This is a genomic window from Seonamhaeicola sp. ABD4_340, assembly GCF_056312135.1.
This window is the reverse complement of record NZ_CM149981.1, coordinates 3,357,894-3,375,784: the sequence shown is the minus strand read 5'-3', so window position 1 is coordinate 3,375,784 and position 17,891 is coordinate 3,357,894. Positions and strand designations below refer to the sequence as shown.

At 33.1% G+C, this 17,891-nt stretch carries 14 protein-coding genes; 12 read left to right on the top strand and 2 right to left on the bottom strand.

The annotated features are described in order from the left end of the window. Positions 1-79: 79 nt before the first annotated feature. Positions 80-1,042 carry a ThuA domain-containing protein gene (locus ACYX4H_RS14595; RefSeq protein ID WP_476237000.1) on the top strand — a complete coding sequence of 321 codons (963 nt, stop codon included), beginning with the start codon at positions 80-82 and terminating at the stop codon, positions 1,040-1,042. Here the strand turns inward: ACYX4H_RS14595 and ACYX4H_RS14590 are convergent. Next, on the bottom strand, positions 1,026-1,892 hold the full coding sequence (locus tag ACYX4H_RS14590; protein WP_476236999.1) for an AraC family transcriptional regulator: 867 nt from the start codon (positions 1,890-1,892) through the stop codon (positions 1,026-1,028). The genes ACYX4H_RS14595 and ACYX4H_RS14590 overlap by 17 nt on opposite strands. 162 nt (positions 1,893-2,054) lie before the next feature. Here ACYX4H_RS14590 and ACYX4H_RS14585 point away from each other — a divergent pair, with 162 nt between their 5' ends. The 11 genes from ACYX4H_RS14585 (at position 2,055) to ACYX4H_RS14535 (ending at position 14,923) form a co-directional block, all read left to right on the top strand. After that, positions 2,055-3,143 carry a mandelate racemase/muconate lactonizing enzyme family protein gene (locus ACYX4H_RS14585; protein WP_476236998.1) on the top strand — a complete coding sequence of 363 codons (1,089 nt, stop codon included), beginning with the start codon at positions 2,055-2,057 and terminating at the stop codon, positions 3,141-3,143. Next, positions 3,143-3,904, top strand: coding sequence for an SDR family NAD(P)-dependent oxidoreductase (locus ACYX4H_RS14580; RefSeq protein WP_476236997.1), 762 nt, complete (start codon positions 3,143-3,145; stop codon positions 3,902-3,904). The genes ACYX4H_RS14585 and ACYX4H_RS14580 overlap by 1 nt, the downstream gene beginning before the upstream one ends. Positions 3,905-3,948: 44 nt before the next feature. Beyond that, positions 3,949-4,890: an aldo/keto reductase gene (locus ACYX4H_RS14575; RefSeq protein WP_476236996.1), complete on the top strand. Its 942-nt coding sequence runs from the start codon at positions 3,949-3,951 to the stop codon at positions 4,888-4,890. Continuing rightward, positions 4,891-5,907, top strand: coding sequence for a zinc-binding alcohol dehydrogenase family protein (locus ACYX4H_RS14570; RefSeq protein WP_476236995.1), 1,017 nt, complete (start codon positions 4,891-4,893; stop codon positions 5,905-5,907). A gap of 124 nt (positions 5,908-6,031) precedes the next feature. Continuing rightward, positions 6,032-7,291 carry an L-fucose:H+ symporter permease gene (fucP, locus tag ACYX4H_RS14565; protein ID WP_476236993.1) on the top strand — a complete coding sequence of 420 codons (1,260 nt, stop codon included), beginning with the start codon at positions 6,032-6,034 and terminating at the stop codon, positions 7,289-7,291. A 4-nt stretch (positions 7,292-7,295) separates the two neighbouring features. Further along, positions 7,296-7,991 (top strand): L-rhamnose mutarotase, encoded by a 696-nt coding sequence (locus ACYX4H_RS14560; RefSeq protein WP_476236992.1) that lies wholly within the window; start codon positions 7,296-7,298, stop codon positions 7,989-7,991. A gap of 27 nt (positions 7,992-8,018) precedes the next feature. Continuing rightward, positions 8,019-9,533 carry an alpha-L-fucosidase gene (locus ACYX4H_RS14555; protein WP_476236991.1) on the top strand — a complete coding sequence of 505 codons (1,515 nt, stop codon included), beginning with the start codon at positions 8,019-8,021 and terminating at the stop codon, positions 9,531-9,533. A gap of 10 nt (positions 9,534-9,543) precedes the next feature. Then, positions 9,544-10,401, top strand: coding sequence for a LamG domain-containing protein (locus tag ACYX4H_RS14550; RefSeq protein ID WP_476236990.1), 858 nt, complete (start codon positions 9,544-9,546; stop codon positions 10,399-10,401). A gap of 24 nt (positions 10,402-10,425) precedes the next feature. Next, entirely contained in the window at positions 10,426-12,003 is a 1,578-nt protein-coding gene (locus ACYX4H_RS14545; RefSeq protein ID WP_476236989.1) for a sulfatase family protein, read from the top strand. A gap of 57 nt (positions 12,004-12,060) precedes the next feature. Beyond that, entirely contained in the window at positions 12,061-13,296 is a 1,236-nt protein-coding gene (locus ACYX4H_RS14540; protein WP_476236988.1) for a glycoside hydrolase family 117 protein, read from the top strand. Further along, positions 13,280-14,923, top strand: coding sequence for a glycoside hydrolase family 43 protein (locus ACYX4H_RS14535; RefSeq protein ID WP_476236987.1), 1,644 nt, complete (start codon positions 13,280-13,282; stop codon positions 14,921-14,923). The genes ACYX4H_RS14540 and ACYX4H_RS14535 overlap by 17 nt, the downstream gene beginning before the upstream one ends. Before the next feature lie 93 nt (positions 14,924-15,016). Here ACYX4H_RS14535 and ACYX4H_RS14530 read toward each other — a convergent pair whose 3' ends face one another. Further along, a complete protein-coding gene (locus tag ACYX4H_RS14530) occupies positions 15,017-17,734 on the bottom strand; it encodes a carboxypeptidase-like regulatory domain-containing protein (RefSeq protein ID WP_476236986.1) in 2,718 nt (905 codons plus the stop codon). Between the last annotated feature and the right edge of the window lie 157 nt (positions 17,735-17,891).

Genomic DNA, 17,891 nt, shown 5'->3' with positions numbered 1-17,891 from the left:
TGCACATTTCAAACCAAAAAACAATATTAGGTTACAAAAACTTAAACTAAATTAGCAACACAAAAATTAAACTAAACAAATGAAACTTAAACACGTTATTTTACTAATTGTATTAATTTCAATAAATACAGCTTGCAACGCTTTGCCTAAGAAAAAAATTAAAGTCTTAATAATTGATGGTCAAAACAATCATGCGGTATGGCCAAAATCTACCATTATGATGAAGCAGTATTTAGAAGAAACCAACCTGTTTAAAGTTGATATTGCAAGAACTGAGTTTTTATGGAAAAGTACCAGAGAGGCAAAGTACTTACCTTTAGCAAAAGCAGGTGAAGGTGTTGAAACTGAAAAAGCTAAAACAGATCCCAATTTCAAACCAAATTTTTCAAAATATGATGTGGTCATTTCAAATTTTGGATGGCGTACAGCACCTTGGCCTGAAGAAACTAAAAAGGCTTTTGAAATTTATTTAAAAAACGGTGGTGGATTTGTAACTGTGCATGCCGCCGATAATTGTTTTCCAGAATGGAAAGCGTACAATAAAGCCATAGGTATTGGTGGTTGGGATAGAAACAAAAAACATGGCCCATATTTATATGTAAATGAAGCGGGTGAAGTTGTTAAAGATTCTATTTCTGAAGGTTATGGCGGAGCGCATGGTAAAGCTGAAGAATTTTTAGTGAGTATGTACAATACCGAACACCCAATAACCAATGGTTTACCTAAAACTTGGATGCATGCCTTTGATGAGTGTTATGCTAAACTTAGAGGGCCTGCTGAAAATGTTACCATTCTTGGTACGGCTATAAGTACAAAATCTAATAGAGCAGAACCTATGCTTATGACTATTGATTATCACAAAGGGCGCGTATTTCACACAACTTTAGGGCATGATACCAAAGCATTTGAATGTGTAGGCTTTATTACAACCTTGTTAAGAGGAACAGAGTGGGCAGCTACAGGAGAAGTAACCATTACAATTCCTGAAGATTTTCCAACACCTGAAAAAGTGTCTACTAGAGTATTTAAACTGAAGCAATAGGAATACGTCTGTAAGCTTTTCTATATTTTGAAGGAGACATACCCATGTGTTTTTGAAATTGTCTGTGGAAAAAAGTTAAGTTATTATAGCCTGTTTCATAACCAATTTCAGAAACTGAAAGATCAGTATCAATAAGCATTTTACTGGCAATACTTACTTTGTATTCGTTTAAAAATGAAAAGAATGAGGTGTTAAAGGTTTTTTTGAAAAATCTGCAGAATGTATCGTTACTCATGGCAACTTCGTTAGCAATATCATTTAAAGTAATTTTGTCTAAATGATGTTCCTTTAAGTACGTGTAAATAATATTTATACGTTCACTTTCGGTAGATGATAAACTTTCAGAAAAACTAGAACCTGCTAATATTTCAAACGCATTTGTAGTAGCTAGCTTTTGTAGAATTTGTAAAAATAAAATTAACCGGTCAAATGATTGGGCGTTTATTAACTGTAAAAGATCTTCTTTTAAAGCTTTAGCAAATAAAACATTAAATTTTATACCACGCTGAGAGCGTTTTAACAGTTTGTGTATATGTTGAATTTCTTCTTTATCTAGCCAATTTTGTAATAAACTTTCATCCCATTGAATAATAATACATTTTACAGCATCAGTTTGCGCTCCAATAGTTTTCCAGCAATGTGGTAAATTGGCACCAACCATTACCAAGTCGTCATTTTCAAAGGTGTCCATGCTATTGCCAACATAACGTATGCCTGTACTTTTAATGATATAGGTTAGTTCATATTCTTTATGAAAATGCCATGCGGCAGGAAACTCATTATCTTCAAATAAAGTAACTCTAAAGGAACTTCCTGGTGAATTTCGTATGTCATGATATTTAGCCTTCATTATTTAAAAGTATATCTTTTTGGGTGAGTTTTAATTCGTTATATATAACAAACACCAAAATAGTGTATAAAAATAGCGTTATTGTGTAAAATATACAATGTCATTATCTATAAATTTGTGAATACCAAAAAACTAATCAATTAAATTTTAAAGGAAAAAAACATGTCCAAAGACATTAAAATTAAAGACGCCAAAATTTACAAAGCGGCAACAACTTTAAAAAAACCAATATCAGACGCTACACATACCTTAACTGAAATTTCATTTTTAGTATTAAGAATTCAGTTAGAAAATGGGGTTGTTGGAGAATCTTATTTATTATCATTTCAATATTCTCCCAACGCCATAGTAGGCGCATTAAAAGATGCTATACCACATATTATTGGGCATAAAACCAATGAAATGGGCTTGGTGTATGATAAACTAGACCATTTAGGAGAATATTTTGGAAACCAAGGCATTAACCGTTGGGCACAAGCCGCTGTAAATATTGCTATGTGGGACGCCTGGGGAAAAACTTTAGGGCAACCAGTGCACGAGATATTAGGAGTGTGTAAAGAAAAAGTATCCATTTATGGTAGTGGCGGATGGATTTCTTACACCATTGATGAACTTATTGAAGAAGTAACCAATTACGCCAACAGAGGTTTTAAAGCCGTTAAAATAAAAGTAGGTTCGCCAAAAGTAAGTACAGATGTAGAGCGTTTGCGCTTAGTTCGTGAAGCTGTAGGTGATAAAGTAGATATTATGATGGATGCTAACCAGGGTATGGATTTACCATCGGCCATGAAATTATCACGTCAAGCAAAAGAATTAAATATCAATTGGTTTGAAGAACCTGTTAATCATCAAAATTTTCAAGCGTTTGAAATATTAAAAAATCAGGCCGGAATTTCTTTAGCTATGGGAGAACGTGAATATGATACCTTACCATTAAGAGAATTAGCTAGTAGAAATGCTTTAGATATTTGGCAACCAGATATTTTAAGAATTGGTGGTGTTGAAAAATGGCGTGAAAGTGCCGCATTAGCACAAAGCTTCAATTTACCTGTGTTACCACACTATTATAAAGATTATGATGTGCCATTGTTATGCACTATTTCAAACGGTGTTGGCGCAGAATCGTTTGATTGGGTAGACCCATTAATTGATAACCCTATGGTAATTCAAGATGGTTATGCTAAACCTCATAATTTACCAGGTTGGGGCTTCAATTTTATTGATGATACATTAACCGAAATTAAGCTGTAATGAGTCTAAACGTTTTTTCATTAAAAAATAAACTAGCTCTTGTAACCGGTGGAGGTACAGGCATTGGTTTAGGTATTGCCAAGGCATTTGTTCAAGCAGGGGCAAAAGTGGTTATAACGGGTAGAAGAGAAGCTGTGCTACAAGAGGCAATTAAAGAACTTGGAGATAATGCTTTTTATAGAGTAAATGATATTACAGATAGAGCATCTATCCCAGTCTTAGTTGAAGATATTGAAAACAATATTGGTGGTATTGATATTTTAGTAAATAATGCTGGAATTCACCATAAAGCTTGGGCTCAAGACACCACAGATGAAGATTTTGAGCGCGTCATTCAAACCAACTTAATAAGCGTATTTGCGCTTACCCGAGAATGCGCAAAAAATATGATAGAACGTAAAAGCGGATCTATAATTATGATAGGTTCAATGGCTGGTTTGTTTGGTATAGATAGAGTTATAGCTTACAGCGCATCTAAAACGGCTTTAACAGGTCTTGTTAACAGCTTAACTACTGAATACGCCAAAGATAATGTACGTGTAAACGCTATAGCACCAGGTTGGATAACATCTAGTATGTTTTTAAATGCAGTTAACAAAGATCAAGCACGAAAACAACAAATAACCAATAGAATTGCCATGGATCATTTTGGAACTACAGAAGATATTGGTAATGCAGCAGTATTTTTAAGTTCAGAAGGCGCTAAATATATCACCGGCGTTATTTTACCAGTTGATGGCGGTGCAACCGTAAACTTTTAACCCACAAAGTGGGATTTTGTATCTCACTCAAATGAAAGTAAATTATGAAACCAACATATATAACAGGAGACCACGCAATAAGTCCAGCTTTTAATAATCAAACCCGTTTAGTTTACGGAACATCAGGCTTAGGAGGCGTTTGGGGAAAAGTAGATCAGCGTGATTCTATAGATGCTTTATTATATGCTTTTGAAAATGGAATTTCCGCTCTAGATACTGCGCCATCTTATGCCAATGCAGAATATTATGTAGGAATGGCATTAAGAGAATGGAAAGGCGCTAAACCTTTTGTAAGCACTAAAATTGGGCGGTTAAAAGGTAAAGATGCTTTTGAAGTGAAACTAGATTATAGTACCGATGGCATGAAGCGTAGCTTAGATAACAGTTTAAAAACTTTAGGGTTAGATAAAATTGATCTGCTTTTTTTACATGAGCCACAGTTAGTACCAATGGAAAATATAGACGAAGTTTTGAAAACTTTAAAAGAATTTAAAGCCCAAGGTTTAGTAAGTTCATTAGGTGTAGGAGGAAATCCGTCTGAAGCATTTAAACCATTTATTACTAAAGAAAATTTTGATGTTGTATCAGGTTTCCTGCATATGGATGCTTGTAATCTTTCAGCTTTTAATGGCGAAATTCAAAGTTATCATAACGAAGGAATAGCATATTATGCAGCTTCTGCTTTGCACTTTTCGCTTTTAGGAAATCGTTTTGAAAAATATAAAACTGAAGGTGTAGATGGAGAATGGATAACTCAATTGGATTTAGAAAATGCAACAAGAGTTAAAGCAATAGCAGACAAACATAATATGCCATTAGCAACATTAGCACAACGCTATTTATTTTCAATAAAAGAAGCCGATAGAGTAGTGATGGGAGCAAGAACACCAGAGCAAATTAAAGCAACAGTAGATGATTGGAATGCAGGAAAACTTTCCGAAGAATTATTCAACGAAGTAACAGCTTGTATTAAAACCTCAAACTAAATGAAAGCAATACAATTAAAAGAACCGGGTACCTGGAAGCAACTAGATGTTGCTAAACCCAATGATACTTTAACATCAGGAAACGCTTTGGTTAAAGTAAATAAAATTGGTGTTTGTGGAACAGATTTGCACGCGTTTAAAGGGCAACAACCGTTTTTTTACTACCCAAGAATTTTAGGGCATGAATTAGCCGTTGAAGTAGTTGCCGTAGCAGATGATGTTACAAATGTTTCTGTAGGCGATAAATGCTCTGTAGAGCCTTATTACAACGATATTATTGGTCAAGCAGTTCGCAGAGGTAAAACCAATTGCGGCGAACATTTACAAGTTTTAGGTGTGCATGTTGATGGCGGAATGCAAGAGTATTTTGTGTATCCGGCTAAATTTTTACATGCTACTAATTCGCTATCAGACGATCAATTGGCTATGATAGAACCTCTAGCTATTGGTTGTCATGCCGTTGATAGAGCTGATATTAAAGAAGACGATATTGTTTTGGTAATTGGCGTTGGGCCTATTGGTTTAGGCACCATTCAATTTGCTCAATTAACGGGTGCTCGAGTGATTGCAATGGATGTTGATGATGCTAAACTACAAAAGTGTAAGGACATCACAAAAGTAAAAGATACCATAAATGCTTTAGGAAATGTAGAGGAAGAGTTAGAGGCACTTTTAAAAGGAGATTTACCAACCGTAATTTTAGATGCTACTGGCAATAAAACCTCAATGATGAATACCTTTAAATATGCAGCGGCAGGAGGAACAATAGTTTTTATAGGGTTGTTTATGGGAGATGTTGTTTTTCACGATCCTTCGTTCCATAAAAAAGAATTAACGCTTAAAGCTAGTAGAGCGGCCATGAGTGAAGATTTTGGTAGAATTATCAGGTTAATAGAAGCTGGCAAAATAGATGCTTCGTCATTTATAACACATAGAATACATTTTGATGATGTGCTCACAGAATTTGAAAAACTTTATGAACAAAAAGATTTAATAAAAGCCATTATAGAATTATAAAATTGAAAGTATTGTCATGCTAAACTCGTTTCATTATCATATCATTAATACAAATTTATGACTCTGTAACAAGTTACTGTTACAAATAGACCTAAAAACTAAACTAAACTAAAACTTAAACTAAATGCAAGATAAAAAAAACAACTACTCACAATTTCTGGTGCCACTAATTATAGTAATGGCATTAATGTTTTTTTGGAATTTAAGTAGAAATATAAACGATGTTTTAATTCCACATTTAAAAAGAGCTTGCCAGCTTACAGATTTTCAATCCTCATTAGTACAATCTGCCTTTTTTGGTGCCTACTTTGTAATGGCGTTACCTGCAGGATGGTACATTCAGAAAAAAGGCTATAAAATGGGAATGATTGTAGGGCTATTAATAGCAGCTATAGGAGCATTTTTGTTTTATCCAGCAGCCGAAACACGCGTATATTCATTTTTCCTGTTAGCGTTGTTTGTAATGGCAGCTGGTTTTGCTATTTTAGAAGTAACGGCATCACCATATATTACTAAATTAGGAAATCCCGAAGGCGCTTCAAGCCGTTTAAGTATGGCAGCCGCTATAGGTTCGGTAGGCGCTACTGTAGCACCATCATTGGCCGCATTGTTACTTTTACATGAAGAAGATGTACCACAAACTACAATTGATGCTTTTACACCAAGCCAATTAGAAACGTTTTTATCTGGCGAAGCAGATTTGGTAAAACCACCCTACATTGTACTAGGAGCCATTTTAGTAATTATTGCTTTAATTGTAGTTTTTACAAAATTACCAGTAATTAAAGAAGAACAGGGAGGCAGTAAAAAACCATTAAAAGATATTTTGAAGTTTAAGCACACCCTATATGGTGTTGGTGCAGAATTTTTTTATGTTGGCGCAGAGGTAGGTATTGTTAGTTTTATTATTAGATATGCCAAATGGTTTAATTTACCAGAATTAACAGAGCAAAAAGCGGCGCAGTTTATTACAGCATTTATGGGCTTAGTGCTTTTAGGAAGACTTTTAGGAGTCTATATTTTAAAGAAATTTAAGCCACAAAACGTATTAGTATTTTGTAGTATAAGTGCGTTTATAATGGTAACATTAGCTATAGTTACCAATGGCTATTTTTCATTAACATGCTTATCAATTGTTGGGTTCTTCACATCAATTATTTACCCAATTATTTTTAGTTTAAGTATGAAAGATTTGAAGGAATACACCAAAACGGGCTCTTCAGTATTCCTGCTAGGTATTGTTGGAGGTGCTATTGTACCGCCTTTAATGGGCTACATTTCAGATACAGCAGGCATTAAATACGCCTTTATAATGCCATTAATATGTTATGTGTATTTATTATTCTTCGGAATTAAAGGATATAAAGTAAAAATAAAAGCCTAATTAAATGAAAAATCAGTTCAGAAGATTTACGTATTTAATCACTTCTGATAAAGAAACCATGGCGCAATTCAGTAATATATTGAATTCAGAAAAAATTCAAGAAAAATTAACTGAAGTTGGTATACTTTCATTTGAAATTTATCAAAAAGAAAAAGACTTTTTTTTACTTATAGATACTATACCAATACTGCATAGTTTAAGTATAGATAGTGCATTAAAAAGCATAATTTCAGAGATAGATTTTCAAGACGTTTTTCAGAAAGAAAACACATCATTTTCATTTGAAAACGCGCCTTTGGAAAGAGTTTATAAATTCGAACAAAAAGAAATTTTTAATGCCCGTGAAGGACAATTAAAAAGAAGTGTTGGAGATAAAAAGCGCTTTGTCTGGACCTTGTTATTGCAAGAAGATGAAGCGCTTATAGAAGAGTATAAAGAAATACACAGTATGGGTAAAGCATGGCCTGAAATTACCAACAATATGAAAACAGTTGGTGTAAAAGATATGGAAATTTATCTTTCGGGAACTCAAGCCATTTTGGTAATGGATACTAAACCAGATTTTAATTTAGATGAAATTGGTCCTAAATGGCAAAAACTACCAAGAGAGGAAGAATGGCAAACCTATGTAGCAAAATTTCAAAGAACTGATCCCAACAGTTCAATTCAAGAAAAATGGCAGGATATGAGACAACTATAATTTTTTTAAACGATAAACTAAACTAAAATGAGTAAAAACATTTTTTTATTACTATTTATAACACTAATGTGTTTCAATTGTAAAACAAAAGAAGAAGAAAATAAAAAGGCTGAAAAGGCTTTTAAGTTTGAAGAAAACTGGGAGAGCTTAAAGCAATATGAAATCCCGCAATGGATGAAAGATGCCAAATTTGGAATTTTTATTCACTGGGGACCTAATTCTGTGGCAGAATTACACACCGATTGGTACCCACGTTGGATGTATTTAGACGAAGGTCATGTAGACCACACCACAGGAAAAAAAATAAATGACATTCCGCACCCAGCATCTGTATACCACAAAGAAAAATTTGGAGACCCTAAGACTTTTGGATATAAAGACTTAATACCAATGTGGACCATGGAAAACTTTGATGCAAAAGCTTGGGTTGATTTATTTAAGGAGGCTGGCGCTCAATATGTTGTGCCAGTAGCAGAACATCATGATGGTTTTGCTTTGTATGAATCTAGTATAACACCCTACAATGCTGTTGCTATGGGGCCAAAAAAAGACGTTTTAAAAGAACTTACCAATGAAATTAAAAACCAAGGGCTTATTTGTGGTGTAAGTTCACACTTAGCATTCAACTGGAATTTTTACACACAAAGTGATAGGTTTGATACTGGAAACCCAGAGTTTGCAGCTTTATACGCACCACAGCATGAGCCTTATTCGCCTGCTAGTGCAGAATGGTTGGCTAATACTTGGTGGCCAAGAACTAAAGAAATTATAGATAACTACCAACCAGATATTCTTTGGTTCGATTTTTATTTAGACCGTCCAGAGTTTGCGCCATATCATAAAAAATTAGCAGCATATTATTACAATTCAGGTTTAAAGCGCAATAAAAATGTAGTGCTTCAAACTAAAAACTTAAGGTATGAATCCTTTAAACCAGGTACGCACATGCTAGATTTAGAGCGTAGTAAAATGGACTCATTACGTAAAGATTATTGGCAAACAGATACGTCTATAGGTAAAAATTCTTGGTATTACGCTAAAAACTGGATTCCAAAAACATCAGGTAGCTTAATTGCAGATCTTATGGATATTGTTAGTAAAAATGGTTGCTTATTATTAAACATTGGTCCAAGAAAAGATGGAATTATTCCAGATGATCAAAAGAGAACTTTGTTAGAAATAGGCGAGTGGTTAAAAATAAATGGAGAAGCTGTTTACGGCTCTAAATATTATGATATTTATGGTGAAGGACCAACAAAAACAGAAACTGGGCACCTTTCTGAAGGCAAAAATAAAGGCTTTACAGAGGAGGATATTCGTTTTACTACAAGAAATGGTTTTGTTTACGCAACTATTTTAATTCCGCCTACAAAAGATATTAATATTAAGTACCTTTCAACTACAAAATTAAAAGTGAAAGATGTTCAGCTTTTAGGATTTGAAGGTGAAATAACATATAAACAAACAGAAAATGGTTTAAATATTTCATTACCAAAAAACACTAATCTTAAAAACGCATGGGTATTTAAAATTAAACATTAAAATTAAATCAATGAATTACTTAACTTTAAAAAATAAACTAGCTATTATAACCATTTGTTTAATAGGAATAGTAAGCTTTGGTCAACCACCTAAAATTGAGGGTAAAGTTTGGGAAAAGGTAGAGGCATTAAGTGATGAATTTAATGATAAAAAGATTGATAAAGAGAAATGGAATATAGATCCAGAAGGTCATTATGAACTAAATTGGACTGGTAGAGCGCCCGCTTTATTTCAAAAAGAAAGTTTTGGTATAGGTAATGGCTTTTTGAGTATTGAGGTTGGAGAGTTACCAAAACCTGTTGTAAAAGGAAAAACAATTTACAAATATCACGGTGGTATTTTACGTTCTTATAAAAAAACATCTGTAGGTCATTATTATGAATGTAGAATGAAAATGAACAAAACCGAAATGGGTGGAGGCTTTTGGTTATGCCACAGAGGTACTTGTGAAAATAAAAATGAAATTGATATCACAGAATCTGTTGGGGTATTAACTGAAAAAACGCACAAATGGGCTTATGATTGGGATCAGATAATGCATTCTAATGCCATACATAGAGGATCGGCTTGTGTAAAACAAGTTAGAGACCAAAAAAAAATGGCACCACCAACTAAAAATCATGAGCGCTTTTATACTTATGGTTTTTATTGGAAAAGCGCAACAGAACTATTGTTTTATTTAGATGGGGAATATGTATATACTTTAAATCCTCCTGTCCCTTTTAATCAAGAATTGATATTACAGTTTTCTATTGAAGCATATGATTGGAACCCTATTCCCGAAACTGGTAGTAAGGTTGCAACAGCAAGTAAAGAAGATAGAACTACCTTAATTGATTACATACGTGTTTATAAATTAAAAAATTAAAATATTACTTATAAGAGTTTAGTGATGACAAAAAAAATAGTATTTTCAGTTTTATTGGCATGTTTTGCCTTAATAAGTTACACACAAAACAAACAGCCTAATATAATTTTCATCATGTCTGATGATCACACTTCACAAGCCATTGGTGCCTATGGTGGTAGATTATCAGAATTAAACCTAACGCCTAACCTTGATAAATTAGCAAATAATGGTATGCGTTTTACCAACGCATTTTGTAACAATTCAATTTGTACACCTAGCAGAGCTTCAATTATATCTGGGCAATACCCGCAAACCAATGGTGTTTTAGATTTAGATATCGCCTTAGATCCCGAAAAGCAATATTTGCCAAAAGAGCTAAAAAAGCTTGGATATTCAACAGCAATAATAGGAAAATGGCATTTACATATAGAGCCTTCGGCTTTTGATTATTATAAGGTTCTGCCAGGTCAAGGTAAGTATTTTAATCCTTCGTTTTACGAAAAAGGTAAAGGTGCTTGGAAAAAAAATAAAGTAGAAACTACAGGGCATTCAACAGATGTTATTACAGATGCCTCTATTGATTATTTAAAAAATAGAGATAAAAACAAGCCATTCTTTTTAATGCATCATTACAAAGCACCGCATGATATGTTTGAATATGCGCCTAGATACGAAGATTTTTTAGCTAATACTGAAATTCCTGAGCCATCAAGCCTATATTATCAACCTAATTGGGGTTCTGAAGGTACAAGAGGAAAAAACGATTCGCTTACAAATTATATTGGTACATCGGTTTCTAACAGGCACATGTACAGAAATTATAATATCTTTTTTCATAAAGATAGTTTACAAGGGCGTTCAAATTCTGCACATGTAGCTTACCAAGATTATTTAAAAAGATACTTACGCTGCGTAAAAGGTGTTGATGATAATTTAGGAAAATTATTTGCCTATTTAAAAGCCGAAGGCCTTTGGGAAAATACTGTAATAATTTATACAGGAGATCAAGGTATGATGCTTGGTGAGCACGATTTACAAGATAAACGTTGGATGTATGATGAAGCTATGCGCATGCCATACATTATGCATTACCCAAAAATGATAAAACCACAAAGTGTAACAGATTTGTTAGTAAATAATACCGATTATGCACCAACAATAATTGAGCTAGCAGGTGGTAAAACACCTGAGTATATGCAAGGTAAAAGTTTTATAAATACACTACAAGGTAAAGAAGAAAATAACTGGCGAGAAACTACTTATTACCGCTATTGGATGCATATTATTCACCATTATGTGCCTGCACATTTTGGGGTGCGTTCAAAAGATTATAAACTTATGTTTTACTACGGAAAACATTATTTACCTGAAGAAGATTTTAAAAAGCATTATTGGGCAACACAATATTATGGCATTGAACGAGAAACACCTCATACATGGGAGTTTTATGATTTAAAAAACGATCCTGAAGAATTGCATAACCGTTATAATGATCCTAAATACCAAGGCATTATTACTAAAATGAAAGCCCAATTAAAACAACAACGTATAGATTTAAATGAAACCGATGAAGACTTTCCTGAAATACAAGCAATAGTTAACAAACATTGGAATGATTAATATAGGTTTACGCCTCAATAAAATTACTTTAAAGCATAAAACACTAAACTAAAAATAATGAAGTTTTTTATTACCATTTTGTGTTCTTTCACACTACTTTTTTCATGTAATACCAAGCAAGAATCAAAAACTGAAAGTATTACAGAAACTAAACCGCAATACACGCAAGAAGATTATGATTTCCTTGCGATAGGAAACCCCGATAAAATGAGTGCCGCATCAAAAAGAGCACTAAGAAACAATTATCATAAAAATGACCAGTGGTTTGGCACTTTCAATAATCACGAGTTAAAAGGAGATATAGGTTATGAAAAAGGTGTTATACGCCGCGATCCTACAATGGTTATTCAGGTTGATGGTTTGTATTACACTTGGTACTCAAAATCTGTAGGTAAAACGTATGGGTTTGGCACGGGTGATCCTGAAAAAAAAGTATTCCCTTGGGATAAAACCGAAATTTGGTATGCAACATCAAAAGATGGTTGGGATTGGAAAGAGCAAGGTGTAGCTATTACCTATGGCCCAAAAGGCGCTTATGACGATAGGTCTGTGTTTACTCCTGAAATTTTAGCACATAAAGGCAAATATTATTTGGTGTATCAATGCGTTAAAGCACCATACTTAAACAGAACTTTTAATACGGTGGGCATGTCTATTGCTAATAGCCCTAATGGACCGTGGAAACGACTTGAATCACCTATTTTAGAAGCTTCAAAAGATGGCGAATGGTTAGGAGATGAAGACAGTAGGTTTGCTGTAAAATCTCAAGGAAGCTTTGATAGCCAGAAGGTACATGACCCAACATTATTGTATTATAAAAATAAATTCTATTTGTATTACAAAGGAGAGCGCATGGGTGAACGAAATACAGCTGGCGGACGCGAAATTCGTTGGGGTGTTGCCATTGCCGATAGTATAACGGGGCCTTATGTTAAATCCGAATACAACCCAATTACACATAGTGGGCATGAGCTTTGTGTATGGAAATATAAAGAAGGTATTGCTATGGTGTCATCACATGATGGACCCGAAAGACAAACCATTCAATATGCGCCAGATGGTATTAATTTTGAAATAATGTCTTACATAAACTGGGTGCCCTCGGCTATGGGGCTTGTTACAACTTTAGATAATGATAAGCATCCAACCGAGGCTTTGAGTTGGGGGCTTCATCACGTGTCTAAAAATTATCCAGGCAAGCCTTGGTGGGCTAATGACCAGTATATATCTAGGTTTAGTTTCTCAAGAAATAGAAATATTAAAGCTGAATTTGCTGATGGATACAAAGAATAGTATGCGTTTTTTATCCTTTTTATTGTTATTGGTTTTTAGTTTTGTCATTTCTGCTCAAGCAGTTCCCAAAACTGTTAAAAACCCTATTTTATCTGGTTTCTATCCAGACCCTTCAATATGTAGAGTAGATGACACTTATTACATGGTAAACTCTTCATTTGAGTGGTATCCAGGTTTACCAATTCATAAAAGTAAAGATTTGGTTAATTGGGAAAAAATTGGTTACGGGTTACACAGGCCAAATCAAATAGTTTATAAAGATGGACTTAGAAATTCAAATGGCATTTTTGCGCCATCTATTAGGTATAACAATGGTACCTTTTATATAATCACGACAATGGTAGGGCAAAAGGGGAATTTTATAATTACAGCTAAAAACCCTGAAGGACCATGGAGTGATCCAATGTGGATTGATAATGCACCAGGTATAGACCCTTCTTTATTTTGGGATGATGATGGACGATGTTATTATACAGGAGCAGGAATTGTTGATGGAACTCAAAAAGAATGGCCTGGAAAAAACGGTGTTTGGATGCAAGAAATAGACCCTGACAAAGGAGTGCTTTTAGGCGAAAAAAAACAATTAACTTATGGGCATGCATCTAATGCTCGATGGGCAGAAGGACCTCATTTATATAAAATTGATGGCGAATATTTGTTATTAATTGGTGAAGGTGGAACTGGAGAATACCATGCTGTAACTGTTTTTAATAGTAAAAACTTATGGGGACCATACGTACCTAACCACGCAAACCCTGTTATGACACATCGTCATTTAGGGAAAACACACTTTATTGGTCAAACAGGACATGCCGATTTGGTACAAACACAAAATGGCGATTGGTGGAGTGTTTTGTTAGCCAAAAGACGCGTTAATGGTTTTATAACTCTTGCCAGAGAAACCTTTTTGGCAAAAGTAGAAATGACACAACAAGAAAGTGGAATTACACCAATTTATAACCCAGGTAAAGGTTTATTGCAAGCAGAACAAGAGCGGCCAAATTTACCATGGACACCCGTACCAGAAATTCCAGAAAAAGATGATTTTAATAAAAATACTTTAGCTTTAGAATGGAACTTTTTAAGATCGCCAAAATTTAAGTGGTATAAAATAAACAATGGTGTTTTAGAATTGCAATTACGTCCTGAAACAGTTTCAGAATTAGTAAACCCTTCATTTATAGCGCAACGTACTCGTCATCATAATTATACAGCCTCCACTAAATTAGCTTTTAAAACAAAAAAAGAGAATGAGAGCGCAGGTTTAGTTATTTATCGAAGACATGGTAATCATTTTCAATTATTAAAAACTAAAAATAAAATTGTTTTATTAAAAACATTACAAAAAGATAATAAAGGTGATTTTAAATCAGAAAAAATAGCTTCAGTAGCATATACTAAAAAAGAAGTCATTTTTAAAGTTGAAGTAAATGGTATAAAAGCTCAGTTTTTTTATGGTGAAGATGAACATAGCTTAAAACCAATTGCAAACACACAAGATTACACCATAGTATCTGATGATGTTGCACAACGTTTTAACGGTGTTTATGTTGGCATGTATGCTACTTCTTCAGGAAATAAAAGTAGTAAAACCGCAAGTTTTGATTGGTTTGAGTATAAGTTTTAAAAGAAATGTTCTATTAAAATAACTAGTAAGAGTACTTTATTATCTATATAAATTATTCTATTGCGTTAGTTTATGGTTTAGTAGTTTAGTAATTTATGCTTTTTTGTTTTTAGGCCTACTATTAAGTTTATAAGTGTAGCTTAAAATAACGTAACGCCCTAAACTTTCAGAGGTAGTTTCTTCAAAATAATTGGTAGTACTGCGCCTGTAAACATCAACATTTTTGTTTAATAAGTCTATTAAAAGGAGTTTACATATATTTTTTTTGTTTTTAGATAGGTTGTATGAAAATGCAGCACTCCAAATTGGTAATCTAGTGTTTGATGAAAATTGATTATCAGAAAAAATAATATAATCAAACTGTGTGTTTATGTTTAATTTACTGGTTAAATCATAATCAAACATTGAAAAATATTTTTGTTGTCTGTAAGTTCTGTTTAAATCTTCTTCTAAAGAAAAATCGGTGTTATTAACGCTATAATCGGCTCCAAATTTTAAATCAACAACATTTTTGTTAGAGTTTTCAAGTAATAAGCCAACAAAAAAGTCTTTTGATGTAACATCATTAAGTTGTAAATTAATAATAGAATTTGAAGTTCTGTAAGCATTTTTGTTTTTTAAAGTGTACCTAACCCCAAGACCTTTTAGTTTTTTGCTAAGGCTAAAGTTGGCTGTAAACACTTTTCTGTTGCCACTGTTTTGGTAGCTACGGGTTCTAACAAAATTATCATCAATAGCAATACTTTGTACAATAGCACTGGTGGCATGTTGGTATAAAATTCGGCTATAAAAAGTAGTTGAAGATTTAAAATTAAAAACATTTGCAGTAAGAGCTATTTCATTCATTTTTTCAGCCTTTAAATTGGGGTTTCCTTGCCTTATGTAAAACGGATTCAAATCATTAATAACCGTAGAACTCTGTTGTTTCCTGGGGTTTCGTATTACTTTTTTATAGGCTAACCTGTATTTATGGCCTTTTTTAGGTTTATAAAGAATGTTAGAAATAGGGTTTAAAAAAAATAAGTGTTTGGTAATTGAAGCCTCTGTAATTATCCCAAAATTTCGGCTTAAATCTTGAAGTTCTAAAGCGTTGAAAATGTTTAATTTTGGTGATACATAATTATGAGCAAAACGTGTTTGAAAACTGTTTTCTAAGTGTTTGTACTTAAAGGCTAGTAACTCTTCTTTGTTATCTGTAATGGTGTTTTTTAATTGATAAATATCTTCTTTTTCGGTTTTAAACCTTAAAAAAGATTGTAGTTTAAAGTAATGTTTATCTGCAATAGGTTCAGTAAACCTAAAATTGAAATTGTAGTTATTGTTGTTAAATTTTTCATCTCTAACTGTTTCAATTTCTCGTTCATTAGGCGTTGTTTTGTGTAAGTTTCTAACCGTAAATGTGTATTGGTTATTTTCTCTGTTTTGTGTATTTAAAGTGGTGTTAAAACCGGTATTAAAACTACGTCCGTTTTTTTGTAGTTTTTGGTAATAATCTATGTTGAAATTAGCTGTGTTGCGTGTGTTGTTATTATGTAGGTTTTGTTGGTTTGTGGTGGTTAATTCACCATCGCTATTGGTAAATGTTCCGTTTTTGGTATCATTAGTTATGTTTTCAATGGCATTTAATTTTCCTCTAACTATAAGCCTATTATTTTTATTTGCACGGTGTTTATAATTAAAATTGAAGTTATGATTTTTAGACAACCGGTTAAACGTATCTTCAGATTCATAATCAAAATTATTCATATTTGTAAATGATACTCTTTTTGAAGAAGAAGCACCTTTATTTTCCGAAAGGTTATAAAAATAATCGGCATTAACATCAACTTTATCTTTAAATTCATGACCAAAATGTGCACCAGCAACTTCGGTTTTTAAATAGCCGCTAAGGCTTCGTGTTTTTGGGTTGTTGGTAGTATCATCATCATCTTCATCGGCAATACCATTGGCATTTTCTAAAAAACCTTGAATGTTAGATCCAGTTATATTAATGTTATTAAACTTACCTATTACAGATATTTGTGTTTTGGCATTAAATTTATTGTAATTTAAATTACTAAAATAGCGGCTATCTAAACCCGTACCAGCGGCAAGTTTACCAAAGCCCATATTTTTTTTGCTCTTTTTTAAGGTGAAATTAATAATCATTTCTTTATTACCATCATCAACGCCAGTAAGTTCTGCATCTTCACTTTTTTTATCAATTATTTCAACTTTTTCAATGGCATCGGCCGAAAGATTTTTTAAAACCAATGCAGGATCGCCGCCAAAAAACTCTTTACCATCAACAAAAATTCGGGTTACTTGGTTACCTTGAGCAACTACTTTGCCGTCAGACTCTATTTCTAAACCAGGTAATTTTGTTAGTAAAGATTCTAAATTATCATCAGCATTCACTTTAAAAGCACTTGCATTAAAAGCCAGCGTATCTTTTTTTACTTGTACAGGCACAACGGCAGATATTGTTACAGCATCTAAAACACTAGGGCTTTCTTTAAGTACAATGGTTTTTAAATCAATTGGCGTGTTGTTATATGTAATATTTTTTTTAAAAGTATTAAAACCCATAAATGAAATTTGCACGGTAATATTACCTTTAGGTACATCGGTCATTGAAAAATAACCTTTACTATCTGTAATTGTGTAATTTATAAGTGTAGAGTCTTTTTGTTTTAAAAAAGCCACAGATACCAATTCTAGAGGTAAATTTTGCTCATCAAAAACACTACCTTGTATAGCAGGTACAGTTTGGCAATAGCCAATGTTAGTAATAAAACAAATTAAAAAAATCTTATAAATGTATTGAAACATGAGCCTGTTTTAAGTTTGAAGCTAAATTATAAGGAAGCCTTTAACAAAAGAAAAATTTATTGCTAAAAAAGGTTATACAAAACCTAGGCAATTATTATGCAAAATAAGAATAAACCATTTGTTACCTTATTATCAAACGTTAAATTATAATGTAATG

Coding starts and splice junctions, on each gene's coding strand:
- ACYX4H_RS14545 (WP_476236989.1), top strand. CDS start 10,426: ATGACAAAAAAAATAGTATTTTCAGTTTTATTGGCATGTTTTGCCTTA.
- ACYX4H_RS14560 (WP_476236992.1), top strand. CDS start 7,296: ATGAAAAATCAGTTCAGAAGATTTACGTATTTAATCACTTCTGATAAA.
- ACYX4H_RS14570 (WP_476236995.1), top strand. CDS start 4,891: ATGAAAGCAATACAATTAAAAGAACCGGGTACCTGGAAGCAACTAGAT.
- ACYX4H_RS14540 (WP_476236988.1), top strand. CDS start 12,061: ATGAAGTTTTTTATTACCATTTTGTGTTCTTTCACACTACTTTTTTCA.
- ACYX4H_RS14595 (WP_476237000.1), top strand. CDS start 80: ATGAAACTTAAACACGTTATTTTACTAATTGTATTAATTTCAATAAAT.
- ACYX4H_RS14590 (WP_476236999.1), bottom strand. CDS start 1,892: ATGAAGGCTAAATATCATGACATACGAAATTCACCAGGAAGTTCCTTT.
- fucP (WP_476236993.1), top strand. CDS start 6,032: ATGCAAGATAAAAAAAACAACTACTCACAATTTCTGGTGCCACTAATT.
- ACYX4H_RS14535 (WP_476236987.1), top strand. CDS start 13,280: ATGGATACAAAGAATAGTATGCGTTTTTTATCCTTTTTATTGTTATTG.
- ACYX4H_RS14580 (WP_476236997.1), top strand. CDS start 3,143: ATGAGTCTAAACGTTTTTTCATTAAAAAATAAACTAGCTCTTGTAACC.
- ACYX4H_RS14575 (WP_476236996.1), top strand. CDS start 3,949: ATGAAACCAACATATATAACAGGAGACCACGCAATAAGTCCAGCTTTT.
- ACYX4H_RS14530 (WP_476236986.1), bottom strand. CDS start 17,734: ATGTTTCAATACATTTATAAGATTTTTTTAATTTGTTTTATTACTAAC.
- ACYX4H_RS14550 (WP_476236990.1), top strand. CDS start 9,544: ATGAATTACTTAACTTTAAAAAATAAACTAGCTATTATAACCATTTGT.
- ACYX4H_RS14555 (WP_476236991.1), top strand. CDS start 8,019: ATGAGTAAAAACATTTTTTTATTACTATTTATAACACTAATGTGTTTC.
- ACYX4H_RS14585 (WP_476236998.1), top strand. CDS start 2,055: ATGTCCAAAGACATTAAAATTAAAGACGCCAAAATTTACAAAGCGGCA.